This is a genomic window from Enterococcus sp. DIV1767 (genome assembly GCF_050542585.1).
In the GTDB taxonomy this organism is placed as follows: domain Bacteria; phylum Bacillota; class Bacilli; order Lactobacillales; family Enterococcaceae; genus Enterococcus_D; species Enterococcus_D innesii.
Genome location: NZ_CP172936.1, coordinates 1,941,234 through 1,967,678, shown reverse-complemented (window position 1 = coordinate 1,967,678; position 26,445 = coordinate 1,941,234). Strand labels below are relative to the sequence as shown.

Genomic DNA, 26,445 nt, shown 5'->3' with positions numbered 1-26,445 from the left:
AAGGGTTGCTATGCGAGTTCCAAAAGAAGGAGAGTTTGTCAGCATTCAAAGCTACAAACATGACGGCAATTTGCATCGAACGTGGCGGGATACGATGGTCTTAAAGACCAGTGAATTCTCAGTGATAGGGGTCAACGATCATACACTAGTGACCGAATCAGATGGAAGACGCTGGGTTACCCGTGAACCAGCAATTGTATATTTTCATAAAAAATACTGGTTTAATGTTATTGCAATGATTCGAGAGAAGGGGGTTTCCTATTATTGTAATCTTGCTTCACCGTATTTACTTGATGAAGAGGCATTGAAATATATCGATTATGACCTTGATATCAAAGTATTTCCTGATGGCGAGAAACGTTTACTAGATGTGGATGAGTATGAATTGCACAGTAAGATTATGCAATATCCGCAAGACATTGATTTTATCTTGAAAGAAAATGTCAAAATTTTAGTAGATTGGATCAATAATGGCAAAGGACCCTTTTCGCAAGGGTATGTGGACATTTGGTATGATCGCTACAAGCAGTTGTCTCAAAAATAAGTAAAATGGGTCGGATCGCTCATTTTCCCCAAGAAACTTCAACCAAATTGGTTGGAGTTTTTTTGTGTCTCTAAAGGAATGCTTCCATCAGCAGGCTTTAAGTTCCGTTTAAGCTGATAGTCCCATGATAAAGAGACTAAGAAAATAAGTGGAGGAAGCACATGAAGAAGAAAGGGAAGCTTGTTATCGGGACCACCATGATTCTGCTTTTTGCAGCGGGGTTTGCTGTGTTGAGAAATGACCAATCCGCTCGTGAGGAGAGTCAAGAAAGTACTTCTCAAACTGAGCCTAACGCTCAAACAGAAGAGACCGCTCAGACTGTCAGTATGGTCCAAATTTATGTAGATCCCTCAGAATACGATGCAGCGGTTGAAAGTGAGAACGATTATGTATCGATCTATCAGACAACAAGTCAAGAGACAGTCATTGGAAAAATCCATCGAGGAAGTTGGGCAACCTTCATCAGTCAAACAGAAGAGATGGTTGAAATACAAACAGATGATGGGGTAACAGGTTACATTGAAAAGCAATCAGCATCGATTCAAGAAGTCGCGCTTTCGGCAGTACCAAAAGATTTATCGAACTTCAAAGTCGTCCTTGATGCAGGTCACGGCGGCGAAGATTCTGGGGCACTTTCGACGGATCAAACGATCATGGAAAAAGATTTGACGTTAGCAACGGTCCAAACGATCGGCGAAGCACTGACCAAAGCAGGTATTCAAGTCAGTTATACACGCACCGAAGATCGTTATCTCTCGCTGTCAGATATTACCGCTGCTTCTCTTTCAGAAGAACCAGATCTATTTATCAGCATTCATTACGATAATTCAGAAATACCAAACAGCAATCAAGGACTGACAACATACTATTACTATACTGGGGCAAAAGAGATGGCAGAAACGATCACTGCCAATTTGAGTTCCTCGGTGGCATTGAGTTCCAACGGTACCCGTTTTGGTAACTATTATGTGTTGCGGGAACAATATCTTCCAGCAGTTTTATTGGAGTTAGGCTATTTGAACAGTGACACCGATCTGTCAGTGATCACGAGTGACGGCTATGATCAAAAGGTGGCGCAAGCGTTGCTGGCAGCGATTAAAGAGATCGTGGAAGCAGAGGAATAAAAAAACAGCGACAACAAAACAGAGGAAGGATCTGTTTTATGGTCGCTGTTTTAAGGAATCACTTCTCGTTAAAGGTTTTGCTCATTTTGATATGGGGCATGTCCGCGTCTAAAAAGACATCGCCTTCAGGCTGATAGCCTAACTTCAAGTAAAACTCTTTGGCGGTTAATTGTGCGCCTAAAGTGACCTTTTTGATTCCTTGTTTTTGAATGAAGGCTTCCGCACCTTCGATCAGTTGTCTGCCGTAACCTGAACCACGATGAGCAGCGGGGACTGCCATTCGCTGCAACTTCACTTCATGATCAGAGATAGGTAAGAAACGCAAGGTTGCGACTGCTTCATTATCATCGTCATATAAGACGAAGTGGACTGCCAATGCTTCATTTTCATCTACTTCCAATGCTAATGGAACACCTTGCTCTTTCACGAACACTTGATTTCGTATTTTCAATGACGCCAGATAAATGTCACTTAGCGTATCTTTTGTTTGTGCAATATGCATAAAAAACTCACCTCAGCTAATATTTCTCCGTTATTTTTAATAGTATACCACTTTTTTTACAAATTTCTTTTGTTTGCGGCTAAAGTCGCAAGCTTTTTTTTTCAAAATCATCTATAATGTTATAAAAAAGGGAGGGAATCTTTTGTTCGACAAATTCAAACAATCAAAACTGTTCTTTTGGTCTTTGGAAGCATTGGTTTTAGTGACACTTGTATTTGTGTTAAGTAAAGTCAATTTTCTATTTGCACCGATCGGCACGTTTTTTTCTACTTTATTTGCACCAGTATTGATTGCTGGCTTTCTCTATTATCTGCTAAATCCAATCGTCTTATTTTTGATGAAAACCACCAAAATAAAACGGCTGTTTGCTGTCATACTCGTTCTGTTGTTATTAGTAGCAGCCATCATCTTGATTTTCGTCAGTGTTATTCCTAATTTGGTGAGTCAGATTTCTTCATTGGCAGAAAATATTCCAACATTTGCCAAGAATATGGAGAGCTGGATCTCAAGAATCGCAGATGATCCATTCTTCAAACAAATCGATATCGCCCAGCAATTAGAAAACCTAAATCTTTCTTACGGCTCATTGCTACAGCAGTTTCTTAGTGGATTATCCACCAGTTTAGGATCGATCGTCAGTACAATCGCTTCCGCAACAATGATCATCGTGACCGTACCTTTTATCTTGTTTTACATGCTGAAGGATGGGGAAAAGCTGGTTCCTAATCTGAAAACTGTCTTTCCAGAAAGAAGACGAGAGCAGATCGTTGGCTTGCTGGGCGACCTAAACAAAACATTGTCCAACTACATCAGTGGGCAAGCGATCGAATGTATCTTTGTTGGTACCTTCACCTTCATCGGTTACTGGATGATTGGCGTCAATTATGCCTTTTTATTCGGTGTGATCGCAGGGGTTACGAACTTGATCCCATATTTAGGTCCTTATCTTGGCTTGATTCCGGCGGTATTAGTGACGGTCTTTGATGAACCTTTCCGAGCGCTACTATGCTGTATCGTGGTTCTGATCGTCCAACAATTAGACGGAAATGTTATTTACCCGAATGTGATCGGCAAATCATTGGCGATCCATCCGTTAACGATCATTTTGGTCTTATTAGTTGCTGGTAATCTAGCTGGCTTATTAGGAATTTTCTTAGGTGTGCCATTTTATGCGATTTGCCGAACGATTGTCGTCTTTATTGTTCGCCTAATCAAAGATGACAAAATTAAGAAAAATCAGGAACGGTTGATTGAATAATCAATGACTGGTGTTTTTTATTGCAAAGAAAAAAACTTTGTGATAGGATTTTATCGTGGGCTAAGCCCACGATTTTTTTTAGAAAATGAAAAAATAAGGAGAGAATGCTATTATGAATGCTGACCCCGAGAGTCAGTCGCTTCTAGCGCAAATTTTATTATTGATCGTTTTGACATTGATCAACGCTTTTCTAGCGGCCTCTGAGATCGCAGTCGTCTCAGTCAACAAAAACCGTGTGGAGCAAAAAGCGGAAGAAGGAAATGTCAAATCACAAAAATTATTGAAAATCATTGATAATCCAACAAATTTCTTGTCAACGATCCAAGTTGGGATTACCTTGGTGAATATTTTATCTGGGGCATCTCTGGCAGATACCTTGTCGACCCGTTTGGCACCTTTATTAGGTGGAGGGACGGCGGCTAAAAGCTTAGCGAATATTATCGTTTTAGCGATCTTGACGTATGTGTCGATCGTTTTCGGTGAGTTGTATCCAAAACGGATCGCTATGAACAAATCAGAAGAAGTTGCCCAGTTCACTTCTGGTGTCATTCGAACGATCGGGATTATTGCCAAACCTTTCGTCTGGTTCTTATCTGCTTCGACAAGTTTATTGGCGCGCATCACTCCAATGGAATTTGACGATGAAGACACGAAGATGACCCGTGATGAAATGCGGTATATGTTGGAAACAGAAGGGGTCTTTGAAGAAGATGAATTAGAGATGCTGCAAGGGATCTTTTCATTAGACACGAAAGTCGCCCGGGAAGTCATGGTTCCTAGAACCTCAGCCTTTATGGTGGACATCAATGACTCAGTAGAAGAAATTTTGACTGAAATTTTAGCAGAAAATTATTCTCGTATTCCTGTATATAATGAAGATAAAGATAAAGTCGTAGGGATTCTACATACCAAAAATCTATTGAAGTGTGCGTACAAATACGGCTTTGATACGATGGACATCAAACAAATTCTACAAGAACCATTGTTTGTGCCAGAAACGGTCTTTATCGATGATTTGCTTTATGAATTAAAGAAAACCCAAAACCAAATGGCGATTTTGCTTGATGAATATGGCGGCGTCGTTGGGTTGGTTACACTAGAAGACTTGCTTGAAGAAATCGTCGGCGAGATCGATGATGAATCAGATGAAGTCGAAGAGCTTTATGAGAAAATCTCTGATAAAGAATATGTCATTCAAGGCCGCATGTTGATCGATGATTTTAATGAAGCCTTCAACATGAGCTTGCATATGAGTGATGTGGATACGATGGCGGGATATTTGATCACTGCTTTAGGATTGATCCCTGATGAAGGAGAAAAACTTTCCTTTGAAGTGGACAACGTAAAGCTGATCTCTGAAGAAATGGAAGGCTCACGGGTCTTGAAGATTCGGGTGATCTTCCACGACCCTGAAGACGGCGAAGTGGAACCAGAGGAAGAGCGCCGCTATTTCCGCAAAGATTTTGAGGAAGATGAGCCGCGCCGTTAAAGTTCCGTATAAATGAAATGAGGAAGACCAAGGCATTTGCTTTGGTCTTTTTTGTTCCTTTTTTACTTATTCCCCTTGATTTGTTTGTAAGAAACGGTTACGATAAATCTAATCAATAATACAGTTTAAAAACAGATAAAAAAACATGTGTATCTTATCTTCAAGCAATTTGATTGCATTTTTTCGAAAGAAAAGCGAGAATGTCCATAGAAATCTAATAAGAACGAGGGGCTTATAATGAAATTTTACCGTATGCTTAGTGAAGATATTCGTTACAATTTGGCAACTGAAGAGTACTTGATGGATAACATAGATGTTTCAGAACCTTGTCTTCTGTTATACATACAAAAACCATGTGTTATAATCGGTAGAAATCAAAATGCGTATCAAGAGATCGATTTTGAGTATTTGCGAAGCCGTAATATCGTTTTGACTCGCAGGACATCTGGTGGTGGAGCGGTTTATGACGATCTAGGCAACATGAGTTTTAGTTTTGTCACTAAAAAAGATGCCACAAGTTTTGGCGATTATCAAAGTGCGACGCAACCTATCATGAAGGGGTTAGCGGCAATGGGAGCCAAGGATATTGAAGTACACGGTCGCAATGATTTGTTCATTGATGGGAAAAAGTTTTCTGGCAATGCGATGTATACAAAAAAAGGCCGGACGTATTCTCATGGCACATTGATGTATGATGTGAACCTGGAAGAATTGACGAACGTTCTACACGTTGCCCAAGAAAAAATTGCTTCTAAAGCAACGAAATCCGTGCGGAAAAGTGTGACGAATATCAAACCTTATTTGGCAGAGCAATACCAATCAATGGATACCAAGGAATTTCGAGATACACTCCTTTGCCATATCTACGAAGTAGCCACCATCGATGAAATCAGTGATCAAGAGATCGTCTTGACGGAAACCGATCGACAAGCGATCCAAACGTTGTTTGAAGAGCGCTATGCGAATAATGAGTGGATTTTCAATGAAGCCCCAGCATTTGAATGGCAAAAAAGAAAGCGGTTTGAACAAGTAGGGATCGTTGAAGTCGATTTTACTGTGAACAAAGGCAAGATCGCAGCACTCCAAATTACGGGTGACTTTTTTGGGCAAAAAGAGATCAGTGAACTGGAAGCAATGTTGCAAGGGGTTGATTTTGAACAAAGTACCATTAGCCGCTTGCTAGAGGGAATCGCCATCGAGCAATTTATCCATCAGATGACCACTTCTGAATTTTTAGCATTGCTGTTTGATTAGGAGGAAAAAGATGTTAGAAGCGATCAATCTCACAAAGCGTTACGATCGAAAGGTTCTCGATGGTTTGTCTTTTTCGGTTCAGGCAGGGGAAATCGTTGGGGTCGTCGGCAAAAGCGGCTCAGGAAAATCGACGTTGCTTCGGCTTTTAAACTTGATTGAAACCCCAGACAGCGGGGAATTACTTTTTGATGGCAAAAAAATCGATGCATCAAACAAAAAGCAGCTGCTACATGCGCAACAAGAAATCGGCATGATTTTTCAAAATTACAATCTGTTACACAATCGAACCGTTTTTGAAAACGTCTATTTGCCTTTGAAATTAATGGGGAAATCATCGGAGAAGGTGTTGGAGATGCTTTCGTTTGTTGGGATGGAAGACAAAGCCCACATCTACCCAGCCAAGTTGAGCGGTGGGGAGAAACAACGAGTGGCTATTGCACGAGCATTGATCCGTGAGCCGAAAATTTTATTGTGTGACGAACCCACCAGTGCGCTGGATGAAGATACCAAAGCGGATGTACTTGCTTTGCTGCAAAAAGTTCAACAGACGTTCCAGCCAGCAGTTGTCTTTGTCAGTCATGAGCTATCGGCCGTCCGACAAATTTGTCAACGTGTGTTTGTATTGGAGGATGCCGTCTTTGCGGCGGAATTTGCCAATCAGCCACAGCCAATTGTCCGCATTGAAAGTTCTTATGTGAACAAAGTGGAGAGGAGTTTGCTGCATGACGATCAGTGAGAGTATTTTGTATTATCTGCCTGAATTGCTGGAATCTTTGAAAGAAACAGCGATCATGATGGGCATTTCGATGCTTGCAGCCATTGTCTTAGGACTACCGCTAGGTGTCTGGCTTTTTCTTAGCCGCAGTCGTGGGAAAAAAATCTCATTTCTTTATGAGTGTTTGAATCTCGTTGTGACGATCATCCGCTCGTTTCCGTTTCTATTATTTGTTGTAGCCTTGATCCCACTGACGCGAATGCTTTTAGGCAGCTCATTTGGACCGATTCCCGCCAGTTTCCCTTTGAGCATCGTTGCTATGAGTATTTTTGCTCGCTTGACGGAGCAAGTACTGCTGGATGTCCCAGAAGAAGTTTCTTACTTGGCAAAATCCTTGGGCGTCAGTCAATGGCAATACGTTTGGTCGTTTTTACTGGTGGAAGCTAGAAGCGGCTTGATTTTATCTTTAACGACGACAGCAGTCAGTATGGTTTCTTATTCGACGGTGATGGGGATCGTTGGTGGCGGCGGTATCGGCGATTTTGCGATCCGCTATGGCTATCAACGCTACGAATATGGCGTCATGTATTTTGCAATTATCATCATGATTCTTTTGGTCTTTATCCTGCAAGGGATTGGCAATCAAGCAGCAAGAAAACTTGATAAACGAAAATAGGAGGAATGAAAGTGAAAAAAGGATTTGTTTTAGGATTGAGTGTATTGGCATTAGGTGTATTGGGGGCTTGCGGTACGAGTTCGGATGAGGCGAGCGAAGAGAAAATCATCAAGGTCGCTTCGCAAACGACACCAATGACCGATGTCGTAAAAGTTGCAGCGGAAGCAGTGGAAGATGGCTGGGAAATCCAGTTGGTCCAAGTCAATGACAATATCCAGTACAATGAGCTGCTGAATAATGACGAGGTCGATGCCAACTTTGCGCAACATGAACCATATATGCAAATGTATAATGAAGAAAAAGATGCAAACCTAGTGGCATTAGATAAAATCTACAATGCAAAAGTCGGTTTTTATTCCAAAGAGTATACGGATATCAATGATATTCCAGAAGGAACAAAAGTCGCATTGCCGAATGATGTGTCCAATGAAGGTCGAGCGTTAGCGATTTTAGCAGAAGAAGGATTGATCACCCTTAAAGAAGGCGTTGGTGTCAATGGGACCTTAAAAGACATTACCGAAAATCCGAAAAATTTTGAATGGTTATCTGTTGATTTACTGAATCTTGCGGAAGCCTATGATGAGCCGAATGTATCCTTGGTATACAACTACCCAACCTATATTGCGAAAATCGGTTTGAAACCAGCCGATGCCCTTTTCTTAGAAAAGACCATCGATGATCGCTTTGCTATCTCATTGGTTGCTCGAGAAGACAATCAAGATTCTGAAAAAATCGCCGTCTTGCGCCGTGCCATGACTAGCGATAAAGTTCGCGAATTTTTAGAAAACGACCATAGCGATACCTTATTGCCAGCATTTTAATTTATTTCTATCAAATGGAAAGAACGCCCTTTGCCTAACTCTGTAAAAGAGAGTAGTCGAAGGGATTTCTTGTCTTTTTTTGCTTTTTTATCACCCTTATCCATGATATACTGATTTGGTCAGAAAACTAGCGACAGTCTAAAATGGACACTGTTCGCATTGTAAATACAAGAAATGGAGCAATAAAATCAATGGATAATCCAAAATTAAAACAACAAGTAGATAGTCGCCGTACCTTTGCGATTATTTCCCACCCGGATGCGGGGAAAACAACCATTACAGAACAATTATTATTATTCGGTGGCGCGATTCGCCAAGCTGGTACGGTCAAAGGAAAAAAGACTGGCAATTTCGCAAAGTCCGACTGGATGGAAATTGAAAAACAACGGGGGATCTCCGTTACCAGTTCCGTTATGCAGTTTGATTACCAAGGCAAACGGGTCAATATTTTAGATACCCCTGGGCATGAGGACTTTTCTGAAGATACCTACCGTACCTTGATGGCGGTGGACAGTGCGGTTATGGTGATCGATAGCGCAAAAGGGATCGAAGCGCAGACGAAAAAACTTTTCCAAGTGGTTAAAAAACGCGGCATTCCAATTTTTACCTTCATCAATAAACTCGACCGTGATGGCCGTGAACCATTAGAATTACTAGAAGAGCTAGAAGATCTTTTAGAGATCGAATCATTTCCAATGAATTGGCCGATCGGCATGGGGAAAGGCTTAGAAGGGCTGTATGATATCCATAACCAACGGGTCGAATTTTACCGTCCAGACAATCACGGTGGGGAACGTTTAGTTGCCCTAGATGAAAATGGACAATTTCCTGCAGACCATCCATTTGCCGAAGATGGGCTGTTCCAACAAGTTTTAGAAGAAGTGGAATTGCTGCAAGAAGCTGGCGATGCCTTTGACACAGAAAAAATCGCTCGTGGCGATCAAACACCCGTGTTCTTTGGTTCTGCCCTTACGAATTTCGGTGTACAGACCTTTTTGGAAACATTCTTGTCCTTTGCACCAGCACCTTATGGTCACAAAACTTTGGCCGGTGATGAAGTCAGTCCTTATGAACCAGAAATGTCCGGGTTTGTGTTCAAGATCCAAGCAAATATGAATCCTGCCCATCGTGATCGGATCGCCTTTGTCCGTATTTGTTCAGGAACCTTTGAACGAGGCATGGACGTGACACTAGAGCGTACCGGTAAAAAAATGAAACTCAGCAATGTGACACAATTTATGGCAGATACCCGAGAAAATATTGAAGAAGCAGTCGCTGGAGATATCATCGGGGTTTATGATACGGGAAATTATCAAATCGGTGATACGATTTATGAAGGAAAACTCAAAGTTGCTTACGAAGAGCTACCATCGTTTACTCCTGAACTCTTTATGAAAGTCACTGCAAAAAATGTGATGAAGCAAAAATCATTCCACAAAGGAATCTATCAGTTGGTCCAAGAAGGAGCCATCCAGTTGTACAAGACGTATCTTAGTGATGAGTATATCATCGGTGCTGTCGGGCAGCTGCAATTTGAAGTTTTCCAATACCGCATGATGAATGAGTACAATGCAGAAGTTATTATGACCCCAATGGGCCACAAGATCGCTCGCTGGATCGATCCGAAAGACTTAGATGAGCGCATGAGCTCAAGCCGTAATATTTTAGCGAAAGATCGTTTCGATCAACCATTGTTCTTATTTGAAAATCAATTTGCAATGCGTTGGTTCGCTGACAAGTACCCAGATGTCGAATTGAAGAGCTTGATGTAAGAGCCGTTTCCCGCTAGACTGTTTAGGTATACTCAGCTTTGTGGGTAGCGTGAATCTTTTTTAGGTGAACGATCGTAAAAGGTCCTTTCTTATCAAAATGGATAAGAAGGGGCTTTTTTGTGCTGCCAGGGTGCTTTTGATGCAGAATGAAATGTGGGATTAGTCGTGAATGATTCATTGATTGAAGAATTTTCTGAAAAAATTATCCTAATTCATAAACATTCTTTTAAAAGAAGATAAAATTGAGTCGGGAAAAGAGCGTAGTATTAAAGATGACAGCAAGGAATTGCATTTGAAATGAATAGAAAAATAGCCTAGGCAACATTTAATGATTCAGGAAATTATCTTCTTGTTTGAAAGTAGAGGAAAAGCAGAGAAGAGATTGCCAGTGTTTGAGGGCATTTAATTCATTGATTGAGGGACATCTTCTTTTTGTCAGATGCTACTAGTTATCTATAGATCGATTTTGCTAAAGCGAATAATTATTTGTTAAATAAAAGTGATTTCTGAAAGAAGAAAGGGGACCAGGTAGTGCTAAAAAGTTTGTTATTCATTTTTTCGGTGATGATTTTATTTCCAACACTAGAGGCTATGGCTGATGACGTTTCCGAAACTTTGATTTTTGATTTAAACACGATTGACTTTAAGGATGAACACTATTATTTGTTAAGAACCACACAAGATCTTCAGCTGACTGTCGATAGCAACGGCAGTGAAGGTGCTTTTGGCGTTACAATCACTGCTGTTGGAGAAGCATTTTCAGCAGAACTAAACAGCGTGAACGGTTCGGAAGAGATGATCATTCAGATTGAGGATGCTGATGAAGCATCAATGATTCTTAACATAGCTGCAACATTGAACATAAAGGAATATCTTGATTCCAACTCTGAGTACTACCTATCAGTCACTTTTACAGCAATTGATGATTCAGAGACCTTTACGAAAGAGATAAAAATGAATCAGACGGATGAGGAAAAAGAAGAGATACCGGATGAAAACTTGACAGATGAAGACCAAGACGATGAAAAGCAAGAAGACAATGGCATCGAAGATGAATCCGAGAGCCAAAAGGAAGAAGCAGAATCCAATTACGACGAGCAAGCAAACTTGGAAGAAGACTCCCTTGATAATGATTCTACCAAACTAGAAGATTCGATCAGTGATGTCGAGGATGAGGCTAGTGCTTAGTTTTTTATAGGGGAGAAAAGCCAGTACGAGACAGCAACCTTTTTTTCAAAAGAAATGATCATTGAAGAAAAAATATTTAGGCATATATCAGGAAAAACCGCTTATTTGATATGAGCGGTTTTTCTTGTCCCACTTCGGCGAGGAGATACGCAACATTACTTTAAAAAGGAAGCTATCAATAATTGATGAGCAGTGGAATAAGCAGAAACAGCACAAAAGAGAGGAGCTAGCCCTCTCTTTTTCTTTTTGATCTTACTATATATATGACTGCCACTGTAAGTGCTGCTAAGAGAATTAGGATGATCCAGATAAACAATTGATTGTCTGACTGAATAGTGACAGTATTTGTGGGAATGCTTTCTTTTTTGAAGTCATCCAGGTCTTCTTTCTCATAAGAAAAAAGAGTGGTGATTGCTTTTCTACTTGTTTCTATTGTCAAACGGTATTCGCCTTCAATAAGTTCACTATTGTCTATTAAAGGGACTTGCATTCTTGATTTGGTTAACGGCGGTAAAAGAACGGAATCTGCTAACTCCCCAGAGGCAATTATTTCTCCATTTGGGTTTATTAGTTCGTAGAGCGCATTGTTCAAGTTGCCTAAAATAGGATTATAGTTGAGGGCGTAAAATTGTAGGTTTACCGTATCTTGAAGCGCAACAAAGGAGAAATCTTCATAAACGACGTCTTTGAGCTCTTCCACTTCACTAAAAAGTAAGTTGATAAAAATAAGTGATTCAAACACAGATTTGATACCGATTGAATCTTCTGCTGTTTCAAGACCCATGATCTGGCTAAAATTGATTGCCCCCATCACGGTTCCTTCACGTGCAGGCTCCTCTGGAAGAGTAATCGTAACGGTCACCAGAACGGATTCATTCGGAGGGATCTCAATTTGATTATCGTCATCTAATGCCTCTGATTCGATCGATGCATAATTGGAAAAGTTATACTTGTCATCTAGCAGTAAGTTTAGGTCATCGCTATAGATGATAGCTGATTCTCGTGAGAGAGCAGTAGAGGTGTAAGGTGTGACAACAATGGATGAATCACCGGATACAACATTTTCTAGTGTAATTTCAACAATATACGCCGTCTCCATCTCAGGAGAAATACTCAAGGTATTGTCAGAAGTTTTGTACTCCGTTTCACTAAGTGTAAGTTTTAATGAATTCGCAGTTTCATCGGCATTTACGCGACGGATGCTTGCATTGCTAATGAATGCTATAAAGAGAAGCAACACAGAAATCCTTAGAAAAGAATTTCTGTGTTTGAATGTATGATTCATGATTTTTTTCCTTTTGAAAATTATAGTGATGGAGTTTGACCAGGATCGGTACCATCTTGTGCAGTTACAGTGATCACAGGAGCGTCTGCATCTTCTGCTAATGCAGCAAACTCTTGTGCAAATGTTTGATCGATTGTAAATGTTATGTCTGTTCCTTCAGGAGTGAAAACGATTTCAACAGGTGCAGCAGTCAAATCGTCTAGATTAGAGGAGTCTATTTGGATTCCATTAAAACCAACAGGTGATTCTACAACAAAATTAACGATTGCTGTAGAAGCAGTTAAATTGGTCAAAGTACCACCTACATTTAAGATAGTTCCTGCCACAGTTCCATTGTTTAATAAAACATCAGTAATCTGTACAGGTTCTTCCAAGGCGATGCCGTCATTAAACTCGAATGTTGCCTCTCCATATTCGAGTTCAATCGGAATCGTCTCCGAGGCAGGGACATCTGTCACAGCATACGCGTTGACTCCTCCGGCTAACAACAAAGATGCAATGAATGTATTGCCTAGAACTATTTTTTTCATATTCAAAACCTCACTTTAATTATTGCAGTTGTTGCACTGCTTAAATGAATTATAATATGCAATTTAGGGTAGCGATTATCCGATTTAGTGCTAATTTTTTTGAAAATATATAAAATATATACGGTGGAATATTTTATTGTGGTTAAAATTGTTATTGCGATTATCATTTGTTCATTTGAAGCTGGCAGCAACGATCTGCAAACTACTGCGTCGGTTTTTGTTTATAAAATGTAAACGATAGAGACTTGATAAATAAGTCTCTGTCGTTTTATAGAAAAGATTCGGATGATTCGATTGTGTACAAAAATTGGCGATCTTTTTTGCTTATAGTGATACACAAGAAAAGTTTTCACTTTCCCCTGACAGTCTGGCTGTAACAGTAATTATTGGTGGCTCTGTTAAGAAAGCAGTCTCACGGCTAACGGAATAAGTGGAGTTGATCGTGTTTTCTCCACGAGAAATAGCCTCGGCTTTGATCGTCACTGTTGGGTTATCAGTGATTTGGATGCCACTTTGTTCAGGGGCTTTGACTTCAACGATCACCTCAATGGGTGAGCGAGTGTAATTAAATAGTGCGCCGCCCACATTTGAAATTCCTCCTCGCGCAGAAAGAGTGCTATTTTCGAAAAAGGCATCTCCGATAGTAAACCTTCCCCCATTCGTTAAACGCATTTCGTTGTGAAAAGCGAAAGCAGAATTTCCATCTAAGATGGTAACTTTGAGGGGGTCGCTATTAGGATTGCTGACGCTTAAGGCGGTCGCATTGACTCCACCCGTTAGTAAGATTGTGGCTCCGAGAGTGATACTTAAGAAAGTTTTTTTCATTTTTAAACCTCGTTCTAGATTTTCAGATGTTTTTCTGAATATAAAAAGTATAAAGGGAAATTATCGTGGATATTATCTATATTTTTGCAAAATAACAACAAATAGTGTAGAAAATTGATAAAAAAATAGGGTTATTTGTTTTTGCTGGGGATTTTTGAAGGAGGGATAGGTTGTTTTTCCTATGGAAGTCCCTGTATAACTAAAACGAAGGAGTAAAGCAAAAATAGCCTATTAAACGAACAACAAATGAAACCATTGCTTCAAACTGGTGGCATCCAGGGCATCTCTCCATTTTGTGATGCATGATCTATTGGTAAAAAAGCACTTTTCCGATGCTATTCGGAGTAATTGCTGTGATTTGTCGGTCAAAATTGTAGTAACACAATCCTCTTGGTTTGTTGGCATTGGCGTTTCTCTATGAAGATCATAGGTCATTTTCTTTATCTGAGTCGGTTTCGTTCATAAGCAAAGTAGTATGCCCAGCGTAAACGTCAGCCACTATTTTGTGGAGGTTTTTCAGGTAGGCTAGATGAAGGGCAGAAGTCAAAAAAAGACTTGACTTCAACCCTTTGATTTAGTCTCTTAAAAATCCAAGATTCACTGAAATACAGAACAAGTTTTCTGAGGGCTTTATTTAAGTGATCGCTTTTATTCTCTACAATTGTCCTTAAGATTGCTTTTGCCTGCATTCTCAGGAATCTTTTCAAGTGGTACAAAAATTGGCATAGAATAAATATTTTGTTGAATATCGTCAAAATTATTGAAAACAATTATAGAATGTGCATTTTAATCTGTTAATCTTGGGTTTTTTTTGGTAGAATGACCTCGTAGAGCATTTCACTTTCTCTGTTGTTTTCTTGTGTCAGGTTAAGGTTTTATTTGAGAAAGATCGGCTTTTTTATTTTATATCAATTGGGGCTGAGAAATCATTTATGATTGAACAGTCCCAAAAAGTATAGGTAGAATTATGTTTATTGTGATGACGGTTGAAGGAGTGCTAGCGATCTGAAATTCTTACAAAGAAAAGAGGGATTTCAGCGGAATCATTTTTAGGAATGACCAGCAGGGGCATGGTGAAGAAAGCTAACAGAGTTAGGGTTTCTGATGTAATGGAATGTTCAATAGAACCCATTGTTTGAAAGTGCAATTCATGAGAACTGTCAATTCAAAACAGGATGCCTCCTATTTTATCAGGATGGATCGTGAAGGGAATTAGCAAACTCTTGGGGTAGCCTTTGACTTTCAGGACAGAGCTTCGTTTAAAAAATTCAACACTCATTTTTTTCTGTAACTGGCAAATTCTTCTTATTATAATAAATGATTATTTTTTTTTTAGTTTTTTTCATCAAAAGACGATAAAATTAAAAAAGAAGATGCTATATGCTTATTAAAGAGGATTAAAGTTCTTTTTAGGAGTGTGAAAATATGCTGCAGTCTAAAGAAAAAAATATTGAACAGCAAAAGGCTTTGATGATAAGCGTTCGTTTTTTCAGTAATAAAGTAAATTCGATTTTAGAGCGAAATCTTATTGTTGATCAAAAAGCAGATATCGCTGAAACGCTAGCGTATTTGGAAGATTCTTTAGGGGAGATCAACATCCTTACCCACACGATCCAGCATGTGTTTTGTATCGCGGAACATGCACGCTTAGATCAAGCCGGTTGTCACCATCGACTAGAGCATTTTTGGGGAGATGTTATTTGTTATGTGATCGAATGTGTAGACAAATCGGGCAACTATTATGACTTTAAGGTAGTAGGAAATGTTGATGCGGGGGATAAAGAGTTGATTGACGCATTTAATGAATTGACGGATGACTTGGTCATTTTGAATATCTATGAATACAAAGATTGCTGGATAAAACGAGAACGCAGTACTCTAAAAGGAACTTGATCCTTCTTTCTAGAAGCTCATCTTTTTCTATCGGAAATTATGTTTGAATATTCTGACATTTTACCACGCTTTTTTATGCCTTAGTAAAAGGGAGTTGCTTTAGTTTGTCTTCGGCAAGTGGATAGAACGACAAAGCTAGCAATCAATTTCTCGAGACATTAATAGCAAGCTTTCTCAATCCCTCAGGAGAGCCATTGGCCAATCGAATTGGCTAGAGGCTACAAATCCATTACTCCTGCAGAAGCCAGCTTACTTTTTTTACAATGGACGAAAGAACTTTGATTACATGAACAGAGTGAACCATCAATGTGACTGCTGATTTTCCCCTTCTTATGACTAACACTCCTAACCAGTAGAAAGGATCTTAGTGTGCAAGTTTAGTTTTCCTATAAATGATGCGCTGCGGGATTAAGCGTTTTTTTGTGAATCAGTATGTAGCAGAAAGTGTAGAAATGCTTTTTTTTCTTCACATATTTGCGGAGTTTGAAGAACAAGCTTCGTATGTAGATTCATTATTGATGCCAAAAGCAGATCGATCAAGTCAGAGCTACAATACCAAAATGGGTATCATAACAGTGAATACTACACTCAGACAGAATACTTTTCAGATTAAGAGAAAAATCTTAGAATGAGTTAAAGTTGAAGAAATGTTTAAAAATGACCGTTTTGTGAATGATTTGGCAGTTACTTAAAGTTTTTTTCATACAATTGGAAGCTGGGATATTTTTTATTAAGGCGGTTGAAAAATTGGATTATATAGAAAAATTGTATAGGTTTTACTTAACTAAGAAACAAGTTGATAAACTAACAATTGTAAGAAATCTCGTTGTTGAAAAACAACTTTCTTTAGATGCGATTGGAGAATCCCTCAGTAAGTCACTTTATCAGGTGAAAATTCTCTTAACTGAGATCGATGATGATCTAGCCGGTATATCAACGCTGGAGGACTCCTTTTTTTTTCTTGAAAAAAGAACACTTCATCTGTCTGATGATTTAAATCAAGAACAAAGTCTGTATATTTTTGTAAACCTCAAAAAAAAGTATTTTTTGGAATCTCCCTATTACAAACTCCTCATCTATTTATTAAGAAAACGAAAAACACGAATGGTGGATATTTCAGAAGAGCTGATTTTTAGTGTTTCCTATTGTTATAAACTGCTTAGTTATTTAAAAAAAATGTTCGCGGTCCAAAATGTACCGATAAATATCAGTAATAGCAGTGATTCGATTCAATTAACAGGGGAAGAATCATGTATTCGCATGTATCATTATCTCGTCGAAGTCATGGCCTGTAATGTTTATACAGAACATCCCATCCGTTCTAGTGTGGAGTGGATCGCCAAAGATTATGAGACGTTGCGTACGACAAAGGTCAAGCATGCGATCGTTTTTTCTATTATTGAAAATGCCATTCTCCGAGGGAATATTGTTCCTGGAGTTGATGCGTCAACATTAGCGCTTTATCATTGTTTAAAGAAAGAAAATGATCAACAGCTGGCAAATCTTTTTCCTATTCGCAATCAATCTGATGTGGAAAAAGAACTTGTCTACTATTATTTTTGGCGGGTGCTTTTCATCCCAGAAACAGTGAGAGAGTCTGAAAAAAAGGTGATCGGGGAAAAATTCCTCATGCTTGAAAACAATGGTTATGTGGATTTTGCTTCTCAGATTCTTGAGCAACTTTCAAAGAAATATGCTCTAACAAAGCAGGCTTCATCAGTTTTTATCTATGAAGTAGTGATCAATACTTGGGGCTATATCCATCTGTATCTAGATAATTTTTTGTCAATCGGGGAGATTGATTATACAAATGATCGACTGGTTGAAGTGGAGGTTATCATAGATCGGGTCCTTAATAATCATCGGGGATGGATCGAGAGAGAGCCGCTTTTTATTCGTAAGCTTTCCCAAATCGTTACTTCCTACCTACCTATCCAAAAAGAAGATCAAATCACTATTGGTATCTCTCTTTTGAATCATCCGGAATATATCCCTGTTATCAAAAATACGCTATTGAAAATCTATAATGAGAAAGTTATCAAGTTTAATGCCAATCTAGCTGACTCTGATATTTTGGTTTCAGATGGTGTGCTGATCCATAATGCATCACAAAAATTTGCATTTTTTGGCAATGTTCATAATACAAGAGATTGGGATAATTTGAATGCCATGATCCAATCAGCGATCTTGGCGAAATATACATAAAGCAGAGCGCAGCTGGCGCTCTCTTTTTTTGAGTCGTTTCAAAATTTGTTTTGGGTTGCTGGCAGATGAGTGCTAAAAAAAGAAATGGAAATTGTCCTCAGGTGCTTTTCTTGTTTGAGAAAGAACCGCTTACTTTGAGTTGCTTGAGACCGCATTAAAAAAAATTGCTAAATAATGTGCAAATTTTTGACAAAAAAAGATAAATAAAATAGTCGGAATTGCGGTATTTTAACTATAGCAATTTTATTTGTAATAAATAAACCTGAAGGTGATTTGAAGATGATGGAAATAATAGAAAATATACGCTTAAGTGAAAGAATGTATTCCATACGTTTTGCTAACAAAAGATACGATCATTTCTATCGAAATTGCGTGTTTCCGATAAACTTTGGCCTAGATCAAGTAGAAAAATATATCGTTGATTCATTGAATATCCTGAAAGACACGTTGAAAATCGTTGATTCCACTAACGTTTTGATAATGGATGGGTTTAAGCATGCCTCTGAAGAGGTAGCTTTCACATTTATTGATGCCCATTGGACAGATGCAGAACAATACATAGTCGAGTTGAAGGACACAAACAAGGTAGAATATATCACTTTGATTACAAATGTTGAAACAGAGTTGGCAGTAATAAAGCAATTTGTGAAGACTGAATTTCCAAATACTGAATTTACGATCGATTACTATGATGAGGCTTGGGTGGTGAAACCATAAAAGTGAAAGTTCCTTTGGCTATATAGAAGAATAGCTCTGACTTAAAACAAATAAACTGTTGTGTCATTTTGCATCATTGAGGAAACCAATTCTCCCTAGACTGTAAATATTGGCGTTTTGAGGAGAATTGATGGTTTTCCATTTATGCTATGATTTAAGCGGAGAAGGATTCACAAGACCAAAATCATTAACTATTTTTTGACTGGATGAATGGCTGTTGAAGGAGTTATTGACGATAACTGACTGAAGGGAATGTGCGTAAGGGAATATGAACCTCTCTTTACGATCAGTTTTTTTACCTTTGTCGAGTAGAGACCACCTTTCTAAGCGGAGGGATACCGCAAGAAAGGGAAGGATGTCATTTGTTTGGTAATAGTGAATCGTGTCTTGCCTTAAAACAGTAGGTATTTTTACTCAAGGAGAACTAGAATGATGAAACGGATTAAAGCAAGCTGTCTTTTAATGGTTTCGTGTTTTTCTTTATTGTATACGGAACGAATTTTTGCTGCAGAAGCGAGTTTTTCACTAACGGTGGAAGAACCAATCATTTTTGATTTTCAGGAGATTGATTTTAGTAATGAATTACTGAGTTATGAAGGTAGTCTAAAAGTTGAAAGTTCTGCCAGTGATGTGACAACGGCTTATCACTTGGAGATCTCTTCAAATGGCAGTGGATTGAGCGCTGCTTTTGAAAATGCGGAAGAAATGGTGGCAACAGAAACGATGGATGACCACCATTTTTACGTTACATTAGATCCTAAAAAATTTCTGACGGCAGATCAAGGTAACTATAAAGTAATTTTTACTATCACGGAAATCTCTTCTGCAGCGACGAATCAAAATTTGTCGTCATCACTTTTGCCGTCAAGTAATAAGCAAGAAGACCATGCATCCATCGTCGAGAGTGATGAGAGTGTGGGGGAATCAGCTACCACAAGCACCTCTTCCACAGAGACAACCTTTTCCACAGAGAGTCTCTTGCAGAGTAGTGAACGTTCTTCTCTGATGGAAGAAATGGAAACGACTGATACTTCTTTCATGCCGGAATAAACAAATAGTGGCTTGGCTTTTCCTTGTTTGCTAGAGAGAGTGGGTCAAAGTAATAAGAGTTACGACTGTTATCTGAAAAAATTTCACTTTTCATGTCTATTTATTTTCATTAACTGCCACCAGTTTTGATGGAGGCAAATGAAAATTTCGCGAGATAAGATTAAAAAAACCTTTATTCTTTTGGTGAAAAAAATTGCAAAAAGAAGAGAAGTTTGCAAAAAAAAATAGTGTATAGTTTTTTTGTAAGCTCGATTCTTACAAAAAAATATATAAGGAGGAATGAAATCAATGAAAAAGGTTATCTTAGCAACAGCATTCTTATTTGCTCTCTCTATTGGTGTGTCCGTACCTGTAGCAGCAGAGGAAGTTGCTGTAACTGTTAACGAAGGAACAGCAACATTTACGTTAGAAACACCTGCTGAAACAAAAACGGTTGACTTTGCAGAGATTAGTTTTACGGATGCAAAAGCAGATCCGCTATCAGGTACTTTCTCACTATCGGGAACATTAGCGAATAAATCCTTTGGTGCAAAAAAAGTGGTGATCACAGCACAAGTGCCGGGAGAAACAAGTGCACCTGGTCTAACCGTTGCTACAAGTGAAGTATTCAGTGTGGAAGCAGAGCAAGGATACGAAGCAACTCAAACAGGTACTTTTGACTATACGATCGATCCAGCAACATTTGACAGTACCAAAAAAGCAGATTATCTAATCACTTTGACTGCATCAGAAGCTACGGACGTTACACCTTAATTTCATGTCTAGTTCTGACTGCGAGAAGAAATACGGTTTTTTTAAGGTGGTCTTTTTTTGCCTGTTCTTAGGAATGTTCTTTTACACTGAAAGTGTAGCAGCGGAAGAACAGATCAGCTCTTCATTTAATGTTTCGATCCAAGCTGATGATGAGACAAGTCAGGTAAAGGATATTCAATTTGCACCTCAATTGAATCAGGAATATCGTTATGCGGCAACTGTTACCAATCTTGAAAACTATGCCATTGAAGTCTCGGTTTTTCCAAGTATCGCTGTTTCCACGAGGAATTCGATGACTTATGTAGCGGAAACAGAAAATTTACTGAACCAAGATTATGTTTTAAAAAATTATGTAAAAATCCAACCGCAAGATGGGAATTTCGTTGATGGTTTTTTGCAATTAGATGCAAAGCAAAGTCGAGATGTTCAAATCATCATTAATGTAAATAAAAGGATTCATGGGGAAGTATTAGGTGGGATCAATTTTTCTCAGGTAATCGGCATACAAGAAAATAAAGATTCTGTAGATATTCAGCAAGTCTATCAGAAAGTAATCGTCGTTCGCCTAAAACTGAATGAACTGGCTAAAGGAACAAAACAGACTATCGGGGATTTTGAATTTACGATTACTGGAGACACAACGACTCTTTCTTATTATCTATATAATAATGATCCGCTTGTGACCTATGCTGAGGGTGGCACCTATCGTGTGATCAATCCCAATCAGGAGATTATCGCTGAAGGGAAGATAGAGTCGGAACAGATTGTTCTTTCACCCTATATAAAAACGCTCTTTAATGTCCCATTGTTGGATGGGGCCGAATTGATGTCTGGGGAGTATCAATTTATACGATCAGATGGCAACGACGAAACGACAACCTATTTTCATTACACAAAGGAAGAGGTCGACCAGTTTATTGAGGAGGCTGCTGATTCTAGCAATACAATTACTTTTCAATCAAAAGCCAATCTTTGGTTGGTCATCGCCTTATCACTCGTTTCCGTTTTGCTTATTTTAACGCTTGTAAAATTGCTAAAAAAATAAGAGAAGTTTAGGGGAGATCGTTACCCCTAGACTTTTCTTGTTGCGTAAAATCTTTCTTAATCCTTTAACAGACCGTTGGGCGGCCGCTGATTTTGCTCTCCCACAGGACTGTCTCGAAAAAAGCTGTTTTTATTTTGTACTTGCTTATTTTCTATAGTTTTTTTCACTTTGATCAGGGAAAAGGTTCGGTGGTAAATCGTTAAAGGACTTTACAAATCGGTTGGCTTCATTGGTCCTTTGAGTAATTGATGATCCTTGCAGTAGTTTTTTATGAACGGCAGGATCATTTCTTTTTGCTTTTTATTATTAAAAAGCAGCAGATTTTAGCATAAAAGAGATATTCTTTTTTATTAATAACTAATGTTATATGTTTTCTTGTTAACTATGAGTTAACTAACATCACAGAAGTAACTATCGTTAAGAAGGAGATTACCATGGATTTATGGAAGTTGTTTCTAACGGAGCGGCAAGAACAAAAATTGAATTTATTAGAGGATATTATTTCAAGGACGGAAGCATCAATCGATGAATTAGCTTGTAAGCATTCACTTACGAACCGCAATGTGAAATCATTAATCATGCAGATAAACGAAGATTACATAGAAAACACAAGCACGACAGACGCACTGATCAGATTCGAAAATCGATTATTTCGGATATCCACGTTGAAAGCATCAGGAACTTATCCTTCGCTGTATTCAAATTTGAAAATAACGTATATTAAGCAAAGTGCCGTTTTCCAAGTCTTGATTTACTTTCTTAGGCATCGAAAAGTGGGGATGATCAAACTATCCACTCATTTTAATTATAGTCAGTCTTATTGTTATAAATTAGTCAATAGGGCAAACGATATCATACGATCTATGGGGATAGAGTGTCAGATCAGTAAGAGAATGAATTATTTGATTGTGGAAGGAAGGGAGAGTCAAATCAGAATGCTTTCATATATCTTGAATAGCCATTCTACGACATTTGCAGAAGACAACAATTATCTTTATAGAAACGAAAAGAGTCCTACTAAGATTCAACGGGACAAACTTTCTAGAATAACTAGAATTTTTTTAGATGCGCACAAGATGGGCCACTATACCGATGTGATCTCAGATCAAGAGATGTCTATTGGTTTGTGCTTGTACGAAGAGCTTCATTTAAGCTTTTCCCAAGCGTTTTATCCTTTAAATAAAAAAATAAATGATGCTGCTTTTCAATCAGAAAAATTTCTTTACTATCTCTTTGCTGTATATTTCTTCCCAGAATACTTAACTCCTGAGATTTGTGAGCGTTTAGGGGAAGGGTTAATGAGACTAACAAAAAATCCTATCGTGGATAGAGCGGTTGAAGCATTAGAAAAAATGGAAGAAAGTTATAGCATTCCTGATAATCTTCATCGCACGTTTGTCTTCCAGCTGGTCTATCGCTCTTTAATCACAGATAAACTAAGCTTAAGCTCTTTCTTTTATCTTGAAGACAAAAAATTACTGATGAATGATAAATTTTTAACCATAAAAGAGATGTTAAAATCTGTTTACAAAGAAAGTATATCAGAGCGAGATTTAGATATATTTAGTACCCAGTTAACTGAGCTGCTCTATTCTTATGTTGGACATGTCATGGCAAAACCCTTGCATGTAATGATCCATATTACGTACCATGCCAACTATGCCGTGTTAGTGAAAAATTATATAACAGGTGTATACAAACCAGAGACAGTTACCATGGTAGGAAATTTTGCAGATGCAGATCTTGTTATTTCTGATCGGTTCGTTGAGTCGAAAGAAAATCAGTATTTTTTCTTTCTTGAAGATATCCATAATATTGAGACATGGAAAAGATTAGGGGAGTTTATCAATAGCAAGATTATTGAAGGACGAATTCGATCAGATACGATAGAAAAAATCAGCTAGTATTAGCGGAAAGAGTACAGTTTTGATTAAAAGGCTAAGTAAATTCTTGGTTACATTCAAACAAAAAAGATATCTATAAAAGAAGGCTGCGACAGTCATCTTTTATAGATATTTTTTTAAGACGTAATTAGGCTAAACTAATGGGATGAGGATAAGGATTTTTTGATGGAGATTTCAACCACTTCAGGCATTTGGATCACAGAGATGGTTGAAGGATCATACGAGCCATCAGGTAATTTTTTTAGAAAGTAATTTTTGATTTCTTCTACTTCTGTCGGGCGAATATTTCGTTTTTTATTGATCAGCAGAATTTCATTGTGGTTCGGCGCTGAGGTAAAGATCACGGTCGTATCTCCGGCTGTGTAAACCTTTACAAGTTCTGCGTCGGTATTTTCAAGTTGATTCAATACTAGTCGAGAATGGCTGTTCGTAACATTGATTAATTTCACCAGACTCACCTCACATTCTATGTATTTATTAATAACATTATAGGGCGTTTTTTTTCAAAAGAAAAGCCAGACAACTCGGAATTACCCAATTTTTTGGCAAAACATGGTTGTCTGGCAAAGGAAACGGTTCAAGACACGTTTTTAAAGCTTGTCAATCGTTAGTTTCCGAAGATTCTTCTTCAGTCGTGTCGGCTTCTGAAGAAGGTGCAGGGGATTCAGCGGAAGTTACAATGATCTTATCTGAATCTTCCAATTGGGCTTTTAACTGACGCACTTGCGGATGCTCCAAATAGAATTCTGCAATCCCATCTTCGATTTGATCTTGGATCGTTCTACGCAGCGGGCGAGCACCCATCGTTGCACTGTAACCAAGATCCACCAATTTTTCTTGCACGTCTTGCGGAACATCGATATGCAGTTTTTGATGACTAAGGGTTTGATTGACATCATGCAGCATAAGGGACACGATCGATAACAAGTTTTCCTTGCTTAGTGCCTTGAATTCGATGATCCCGTCAAAGCGGTTGAGAAATTCTGGCGTAAAGTAATTGTTCAATTGATTTAACACGGAACGAGTGATGCCTTCACGTGCGGCACCAAAGCCAACGTTGGCTTCAACTTTGCCGGTTCCGGCATTACTTGTCATGATGATCAGGGTATCTTTAAAGCTGACCGTACGTCCTTGGGCATCCGTCAAACGACCATCATCGAGAATTTGCAAGAACATATGCAATACATCAGGATGGGCTTTTTCCACTTCATCCAATAGAATCAAGCTGTAAGGATTCCGACGAACTTTTTCAGTCAATTGACCTGCTTCTTCATAGCCAACATAGCCAGGAGGAGAGCCGATCAATTTTGATACACTGTGTTTTTCCATGTATTCTGACATGTCGAAACGAATCATTGCTTCTTCGGAGCCAAACATTTCATAAGCTAATTGTTTGGCTAATTCCGTTTTCCCGACACCGGTTGGACCGACGAAAAGGAAAGAGCCGATTGGACGATTTTGTTTGCCTAAACCGACCCGATTTCTGCGGATCGCTTTGGCTACTTTGTCGATCGCTTCATCTTGTCCGATAACTTTTGCTTTCAAGTCATCCGCGAGATTTTTTAATTGGGTTTGTTCTTTTTCTTTCAATTCGCCAACTGGAATATTCGTCCGTTCTTCAACGATTTGTTCCATGTCTTTTTCAGTAATGACTGGCGTTTCTTCTTCGCTGATTTGACGTTCTTTCATTTTTTGCAGTTTGTTGATTTGATCGCGATAGTAAGCAGCTTTTTCAAAATCTTCTTCTCGAGAGGCTGCTTGCTTTTGTTCTTCTGCTTCTTGCAATTTCTTTTCGATCGTTTTTGGATCAACGATTTGGATCGTCAAGTTTTTCTTCGAACCTGTTTCATCTAGCAGATCGATCGCTTTATCAGGCAAGAATCGGTCTTGGATGTAACGGTTAGAAAGGGTAGCGGCAGCTGCGATCGCTTCATCGGTATATTTCACATGATGATAATCTTCATAACGCGGTTGCAGGCCTTTTAAAATACGAATGGTTTCTTCCACAGAAGGTTCATCCACACGTACTGGTTGCAAACGGCGTTCTAAAGCAGCATCTTTTTCGATAATGCGGTATTCATTTAACGTCGTTGCTCCGACCATTTGTAGTTCTCCACGGGCAAGCGCTGGTTTTAAGATGTTTCCAGCATCCATATTTCCGTCGCCAGCTGCACCAGCCCCAACGATTTCATGGACTTCATCAATAAACAAAATCACGTTTTCTGCTTGCTTGATTTCTTCAATCAATTTTTGGATGCGTTCTTCAAATTGGCCACGAATACCTGTACCTTGCACAAGAGAGGCAACGTCTAGGCGAATGACTTCTTTGTCCATCAGTTTTTGTGGCACATCGCCATCAACGATTTTTTGGGCTAACCCTTCAACGACGGCAGTTTTCCCAACTCCGGGTTCACCAATAAGAACAGGGTTATTTTTGGTTCGGCGATTAAGGATCTCGATCACTCGTTTGATCTCTGAATCACGACCAACGACTGGATCGACTTCGCCATCACGAGCCATTTGGGTAATATTGATGCCGTATTCTCCTAACAGACCTGCAGGTGCTTGGTTATTGCGTGGAGGCTGACCGCCGACAAAACCGTTACCGCCGGTTTGTGTCGGTGGATTTTGTTCATAAGGGGTATTTCCTTGCTGCATTTGACGAGACATTTGACGGAATAGATCATCAAGATTGCCAAATCCAAAAGGATCTTGCGCCATTGCAGCTGCAGCATTCCCAGATTGAGCTTTTAATTTTTGGTAACAACTTTGACAATAATCGAGTTGTTTTCTTTGACCATTGACATTGGCATATAAATGAATTGAAGCTTCATTTTTGCCGCAATTTTGACAAAGCATAGATTCACGACCTTTCATATTTGTTCCAACAACCCT

General features: G+C 38.9%; 23 protein-coding genes. 17 read left to right on the top strand and 6 right to left on the bottom strand.

Features of this window, described 5'->3' with window-relative positions; translation table 11 throughout:
- Positions 1-10: 10 nt before the first annotated feature.
- Positions 11-544, top strand: coding sequence for a nucleoside tri-diphosphate phosphatase (gene ntdP / locus IGI78_RS09470; RefSeq protein ID WP_005225863.1), 534 nt, complete (start codon positions 11-13; stop codon positions 542-544).
- Between the two features lie 161 nt (positions 545-705).
- Positions 706-1,668, top strand: coding sequence for an N-acetylmuramoyl-L-alanine amidase (locus IGI78_RS09465; RefSeq protein ID WP_195265050.1), 963 nt, complete (start codon positions 706-708; stop codon positions 1,666-1,668).
- Between the two features lie 58 nt (positions 1,669-1,726).
- Here IGI78_RS09465 and IGI78_RS09460 read toward each other — a convergent pair whose 3' ends face one another.
- Complete coding sequence (locus IGI78_RS09460) at positions 1,727-2,170, bottom strand: GNAT family N-acetyltransferase (RefSeq protein WP_077454401.1); 444 nt, start codon at positions 2,168-2,170, stop codon at positions 1,727-1,729.
- A 142-nt stretch (positions 2,171-2,312) separates the two neighbouring features.
- On the opposite strand from IGI78_RS09460, the gene IGI78_RS09455 reads away from it, so the two are divergent.
- The 8 genes from IGI78_RS09455 to IGI78_RS09420 all read left to right on the top strand — a co-directional run bounded on the left by IGI78_RS09455 (position 2,313) and on the right by IGI78_RS09420 (position 11,343).
- Positions 2,313-3,428: an AI-2E family transporter gene (locus IGI78_RS09455; RefSeq protein ID WP_077454400.1), complete on the top strand. Its 1,116-nt coding sequence runs from the start codon at positions 2,313-2,315 to the stop codon at positions 3,426-3,428.
- A gap of 112 nt (positions 3,429-3,540) precedes the next feature.
- Positions 3,541-4,917 carry a hemolysin family protein gene (locus tag IGI78_RS09450; RefSeq protein ID WP_077454399.1) on the top strand — a complete coding sequence of 459 codons (1,377 nt, stop codon included), beginning with the start codon at positions 3,541-3,543 and terminating at the stop codon, positions 4,915-4,917.
- A gap of 237 nt (positions 4,918-5,154) precedes the next feature.
- Positions 5,155-6,171, top strand: a complete 1,017-nt coding sequence (locus tag IGI78_RS09445) for a lipoate--protein ligase (RefSeq protein ID WP_086292223.1) — start codon at positions 5,155-5,157, stop codon at positions 6,169-6,171.
- Between the two features lie 10 nt (positions 6,172-6,181).
- Entirely contained in the window at positions 6,182-6,907 is a 726-nt protein-coding gene (locus IGI78_RS09440; RefSeq protein ID WP_077454397.1) for a methionine ABC transporter ATP-binding protein, read from the top strand.
- Positions 6,894-7,562 carry a methionine ABC transporter permease gene (locus IGI78_RS09435; RefSeq protein WP_194194608.1) on the top strand — a complete coding sequence of 223 codons (669 nt, stop codon included), beginning with the start codon at positions 6,894-6,896 and terminating at the stop codon, positions 7,560-7,562. Before IGI78_RS09440 ends, IGI78_RS09435 begins: the two co-directional genes overlap by 14 nt.
- 5 nt (positions 7,563-7,567) lie before the next feature.
- Complete coding sequence (locus IGI78_RS09430) at positions 7,568-8,383, top strand: MetQ/NlpA family ABC transporter substrate-binding protein (protein ID WP_195265052.1); 816 nt, start codon at positions 7,568-7,570, stop codon at positions 8,381-8,383.
- A 191-nt stretch (positions 8,384-8,574) separates the two neighbouring features.
- Positions 8,575-10,155, top strand: coding sequence for a peptide chain release factor 3 (locus IGI78_RS09425; RefSeq protein WP_005225872.1), 1,581 nt, complete (start codon positions 8,575-8,577; stop codon positions 10,153-10,155).
- 564 nt (positions 10,156-10,719) lie between these two features.
- Positions 10,720-11,343, top strand: coding sequence for a hypothetical protein (locus IGI78_RS09420; protein WP_430617967.1), 624 nt, complete (start codon positions 10,720-10,722; stop codon positions 11,341-11,343).
- 226 nt (positions 11,344-11,569) lie between these two features.
- Here the strand turns inward: IGI78_RS09420 and IGI78_RS09415 are convergent, their stop codons facing one another.
- The 3 genes from IGI78_RS09415 to IGI78_RS09405 form a co-directional block, all read right to left on the bottom strand.
- Entirely contained in the window at positions 11,570-12,628 is a 1,059-nt protein-coding gene (locus IGI78_RS09415) for a hypothetical protein (protein WP_430617966.1), read from the bottom strand.
- 20 nt (positions 12,629-12,648) lie between these two features.
- On the bottom strand, positions 12,649-13,158 hold the full coding sequence (locus IGI78_RS09410) for a hypothetical protein (protein ID WP_349702158.1): 510 nt from the start codon (positions 13,156-13,158) through the stop codon (positions 12,649-12,651).
- A gap of 324 nt (positions 13,159-13,482) precedes the next feature.
- Positions 13,483-13,983, bottom strand: coding sequence for a hypothetical protein (locus tag IGI78_RS09405; protein ID WP_086292230.1), 501 nt, complete (start codon positions 13,981-13,983; stop codon positions 13,483-13,485).
- A gap of 1,425 nt (positions 13,984-15,408) precedes the next feature.
- Here IGI78_RS09405 and IGI78_RS09400 point away from each other — a divergent pair.
- The 7 genes from IGI78_RS09400 (at position 15,409) to IGI78_RS09370 (ending at position 23,550) form a co-directional block, all read left to right on the top strand.
- Entirely contained in the window at positions 15,409-15,876 is a 468-nt protein-coding gene (locus tag IGI78_RS09400; RefSeq protein WP_077454389.1) for a hypothetical protein, read from the top strand.
- A 672-nt stretch (positions 15,877-16,548) separates the two neighbouring features.
- Positions 16,549-18,081, top strand: a complete 1,533-nt coding sequence (locus IGI78_RS09395) for a helix-turn-helix domain-containing protein (RefSeq protein ID WP_229045496.1) — start codon at positions 16,549-16,551, stop codon at positions 18,079-18,081.
- A 279-nt stretch (positions 18,082-18,360) separates the two neighbouring features.
- Positions 18,361-18,798, top strand: coding sequence for a hypothetical protein (locus tag IGI78_RS09390; RefSeq protein WP_077454388.1), 438 nt, complete (start codon positions 18,361-18,363; stop codon positions 18,796-18,798).
- A gap of 432 nt (positions 18,799-19,230) precedes the next feature.
- Positions 19,231-19,848: a hypothetical protein gene (locus IGI78_RS09385; protein ID WP_349702159.1), complete on the top strand. Its 618-nt coding sequence runs from the start codon at positions 19,231-19,233 to the stop codon at positions 19,846-19,848.
- A 288-nt stretch (positions 19,849-20,136) separates the two neighbouring features.
- On the top strand, positions 20,137-20,601 hold the full coding sequence (locus IGI78_RS09380) for a hypothetical protein (RefSeq protein ID WP_229045497.1): 465 nt from the start codon (positions 20,137-20,139) through the stop codon (positions 20,599-20,601).
- Between the two features lie 73 nt (positions 20,602-20,674).
- Positions 20,675-21,646: a WxL protein peptidoglycan domain-containing protein gene (locus IGI78_RS09375; protein ID WP_430617965.1), complete on the top strand. Its 972-nt coding sequence runs from the start codon at positions 20,675-20,677 to the stop codon at positions 21,644-21,646.
- A gap of 434 nt (positions 21,647-22,080) precedes the next feature.
- On the top strand, positions 22,081-23,550 hold the full coding sequence (locus tag IGI78_RS09370; protein WP_140964869.1) for a helix-turn-helix domain-containing protein: 1,470 nt from the start codon (positions 22,081-22,083) through the stop codon (positions 23,548-23,550).
- 137 nt (positions 23,551-23,687) lie between these two features.
- Here IGI78_RS09370 and IGI78_RS09365 read toward each other — a convergent pair whose 3' ends face one another.
- Positions 23,688-23,999, bottom strand: a complete 312-nt coding sequence (locus IGI78_RS09365) for a DUF1827 family protein (RefSeq protein ID WP_077454383.1) — start codon at positions 23,997-23,999, stop codon at positions 23,688-23,690.
- 151 nt (positions 24,000-24,150) lie between these two features.
- Entirely contained in the window at positions 24,151-26,409 is a 2,259-nt protein-coding gene (locus IGI78_RS09360; RefSeq protein ID WP_428271764.1) for an AAA family ATPase, read from the bottom strand.
- Positions 26,410-26,445 lie beyond the last annotated feature (36 nt).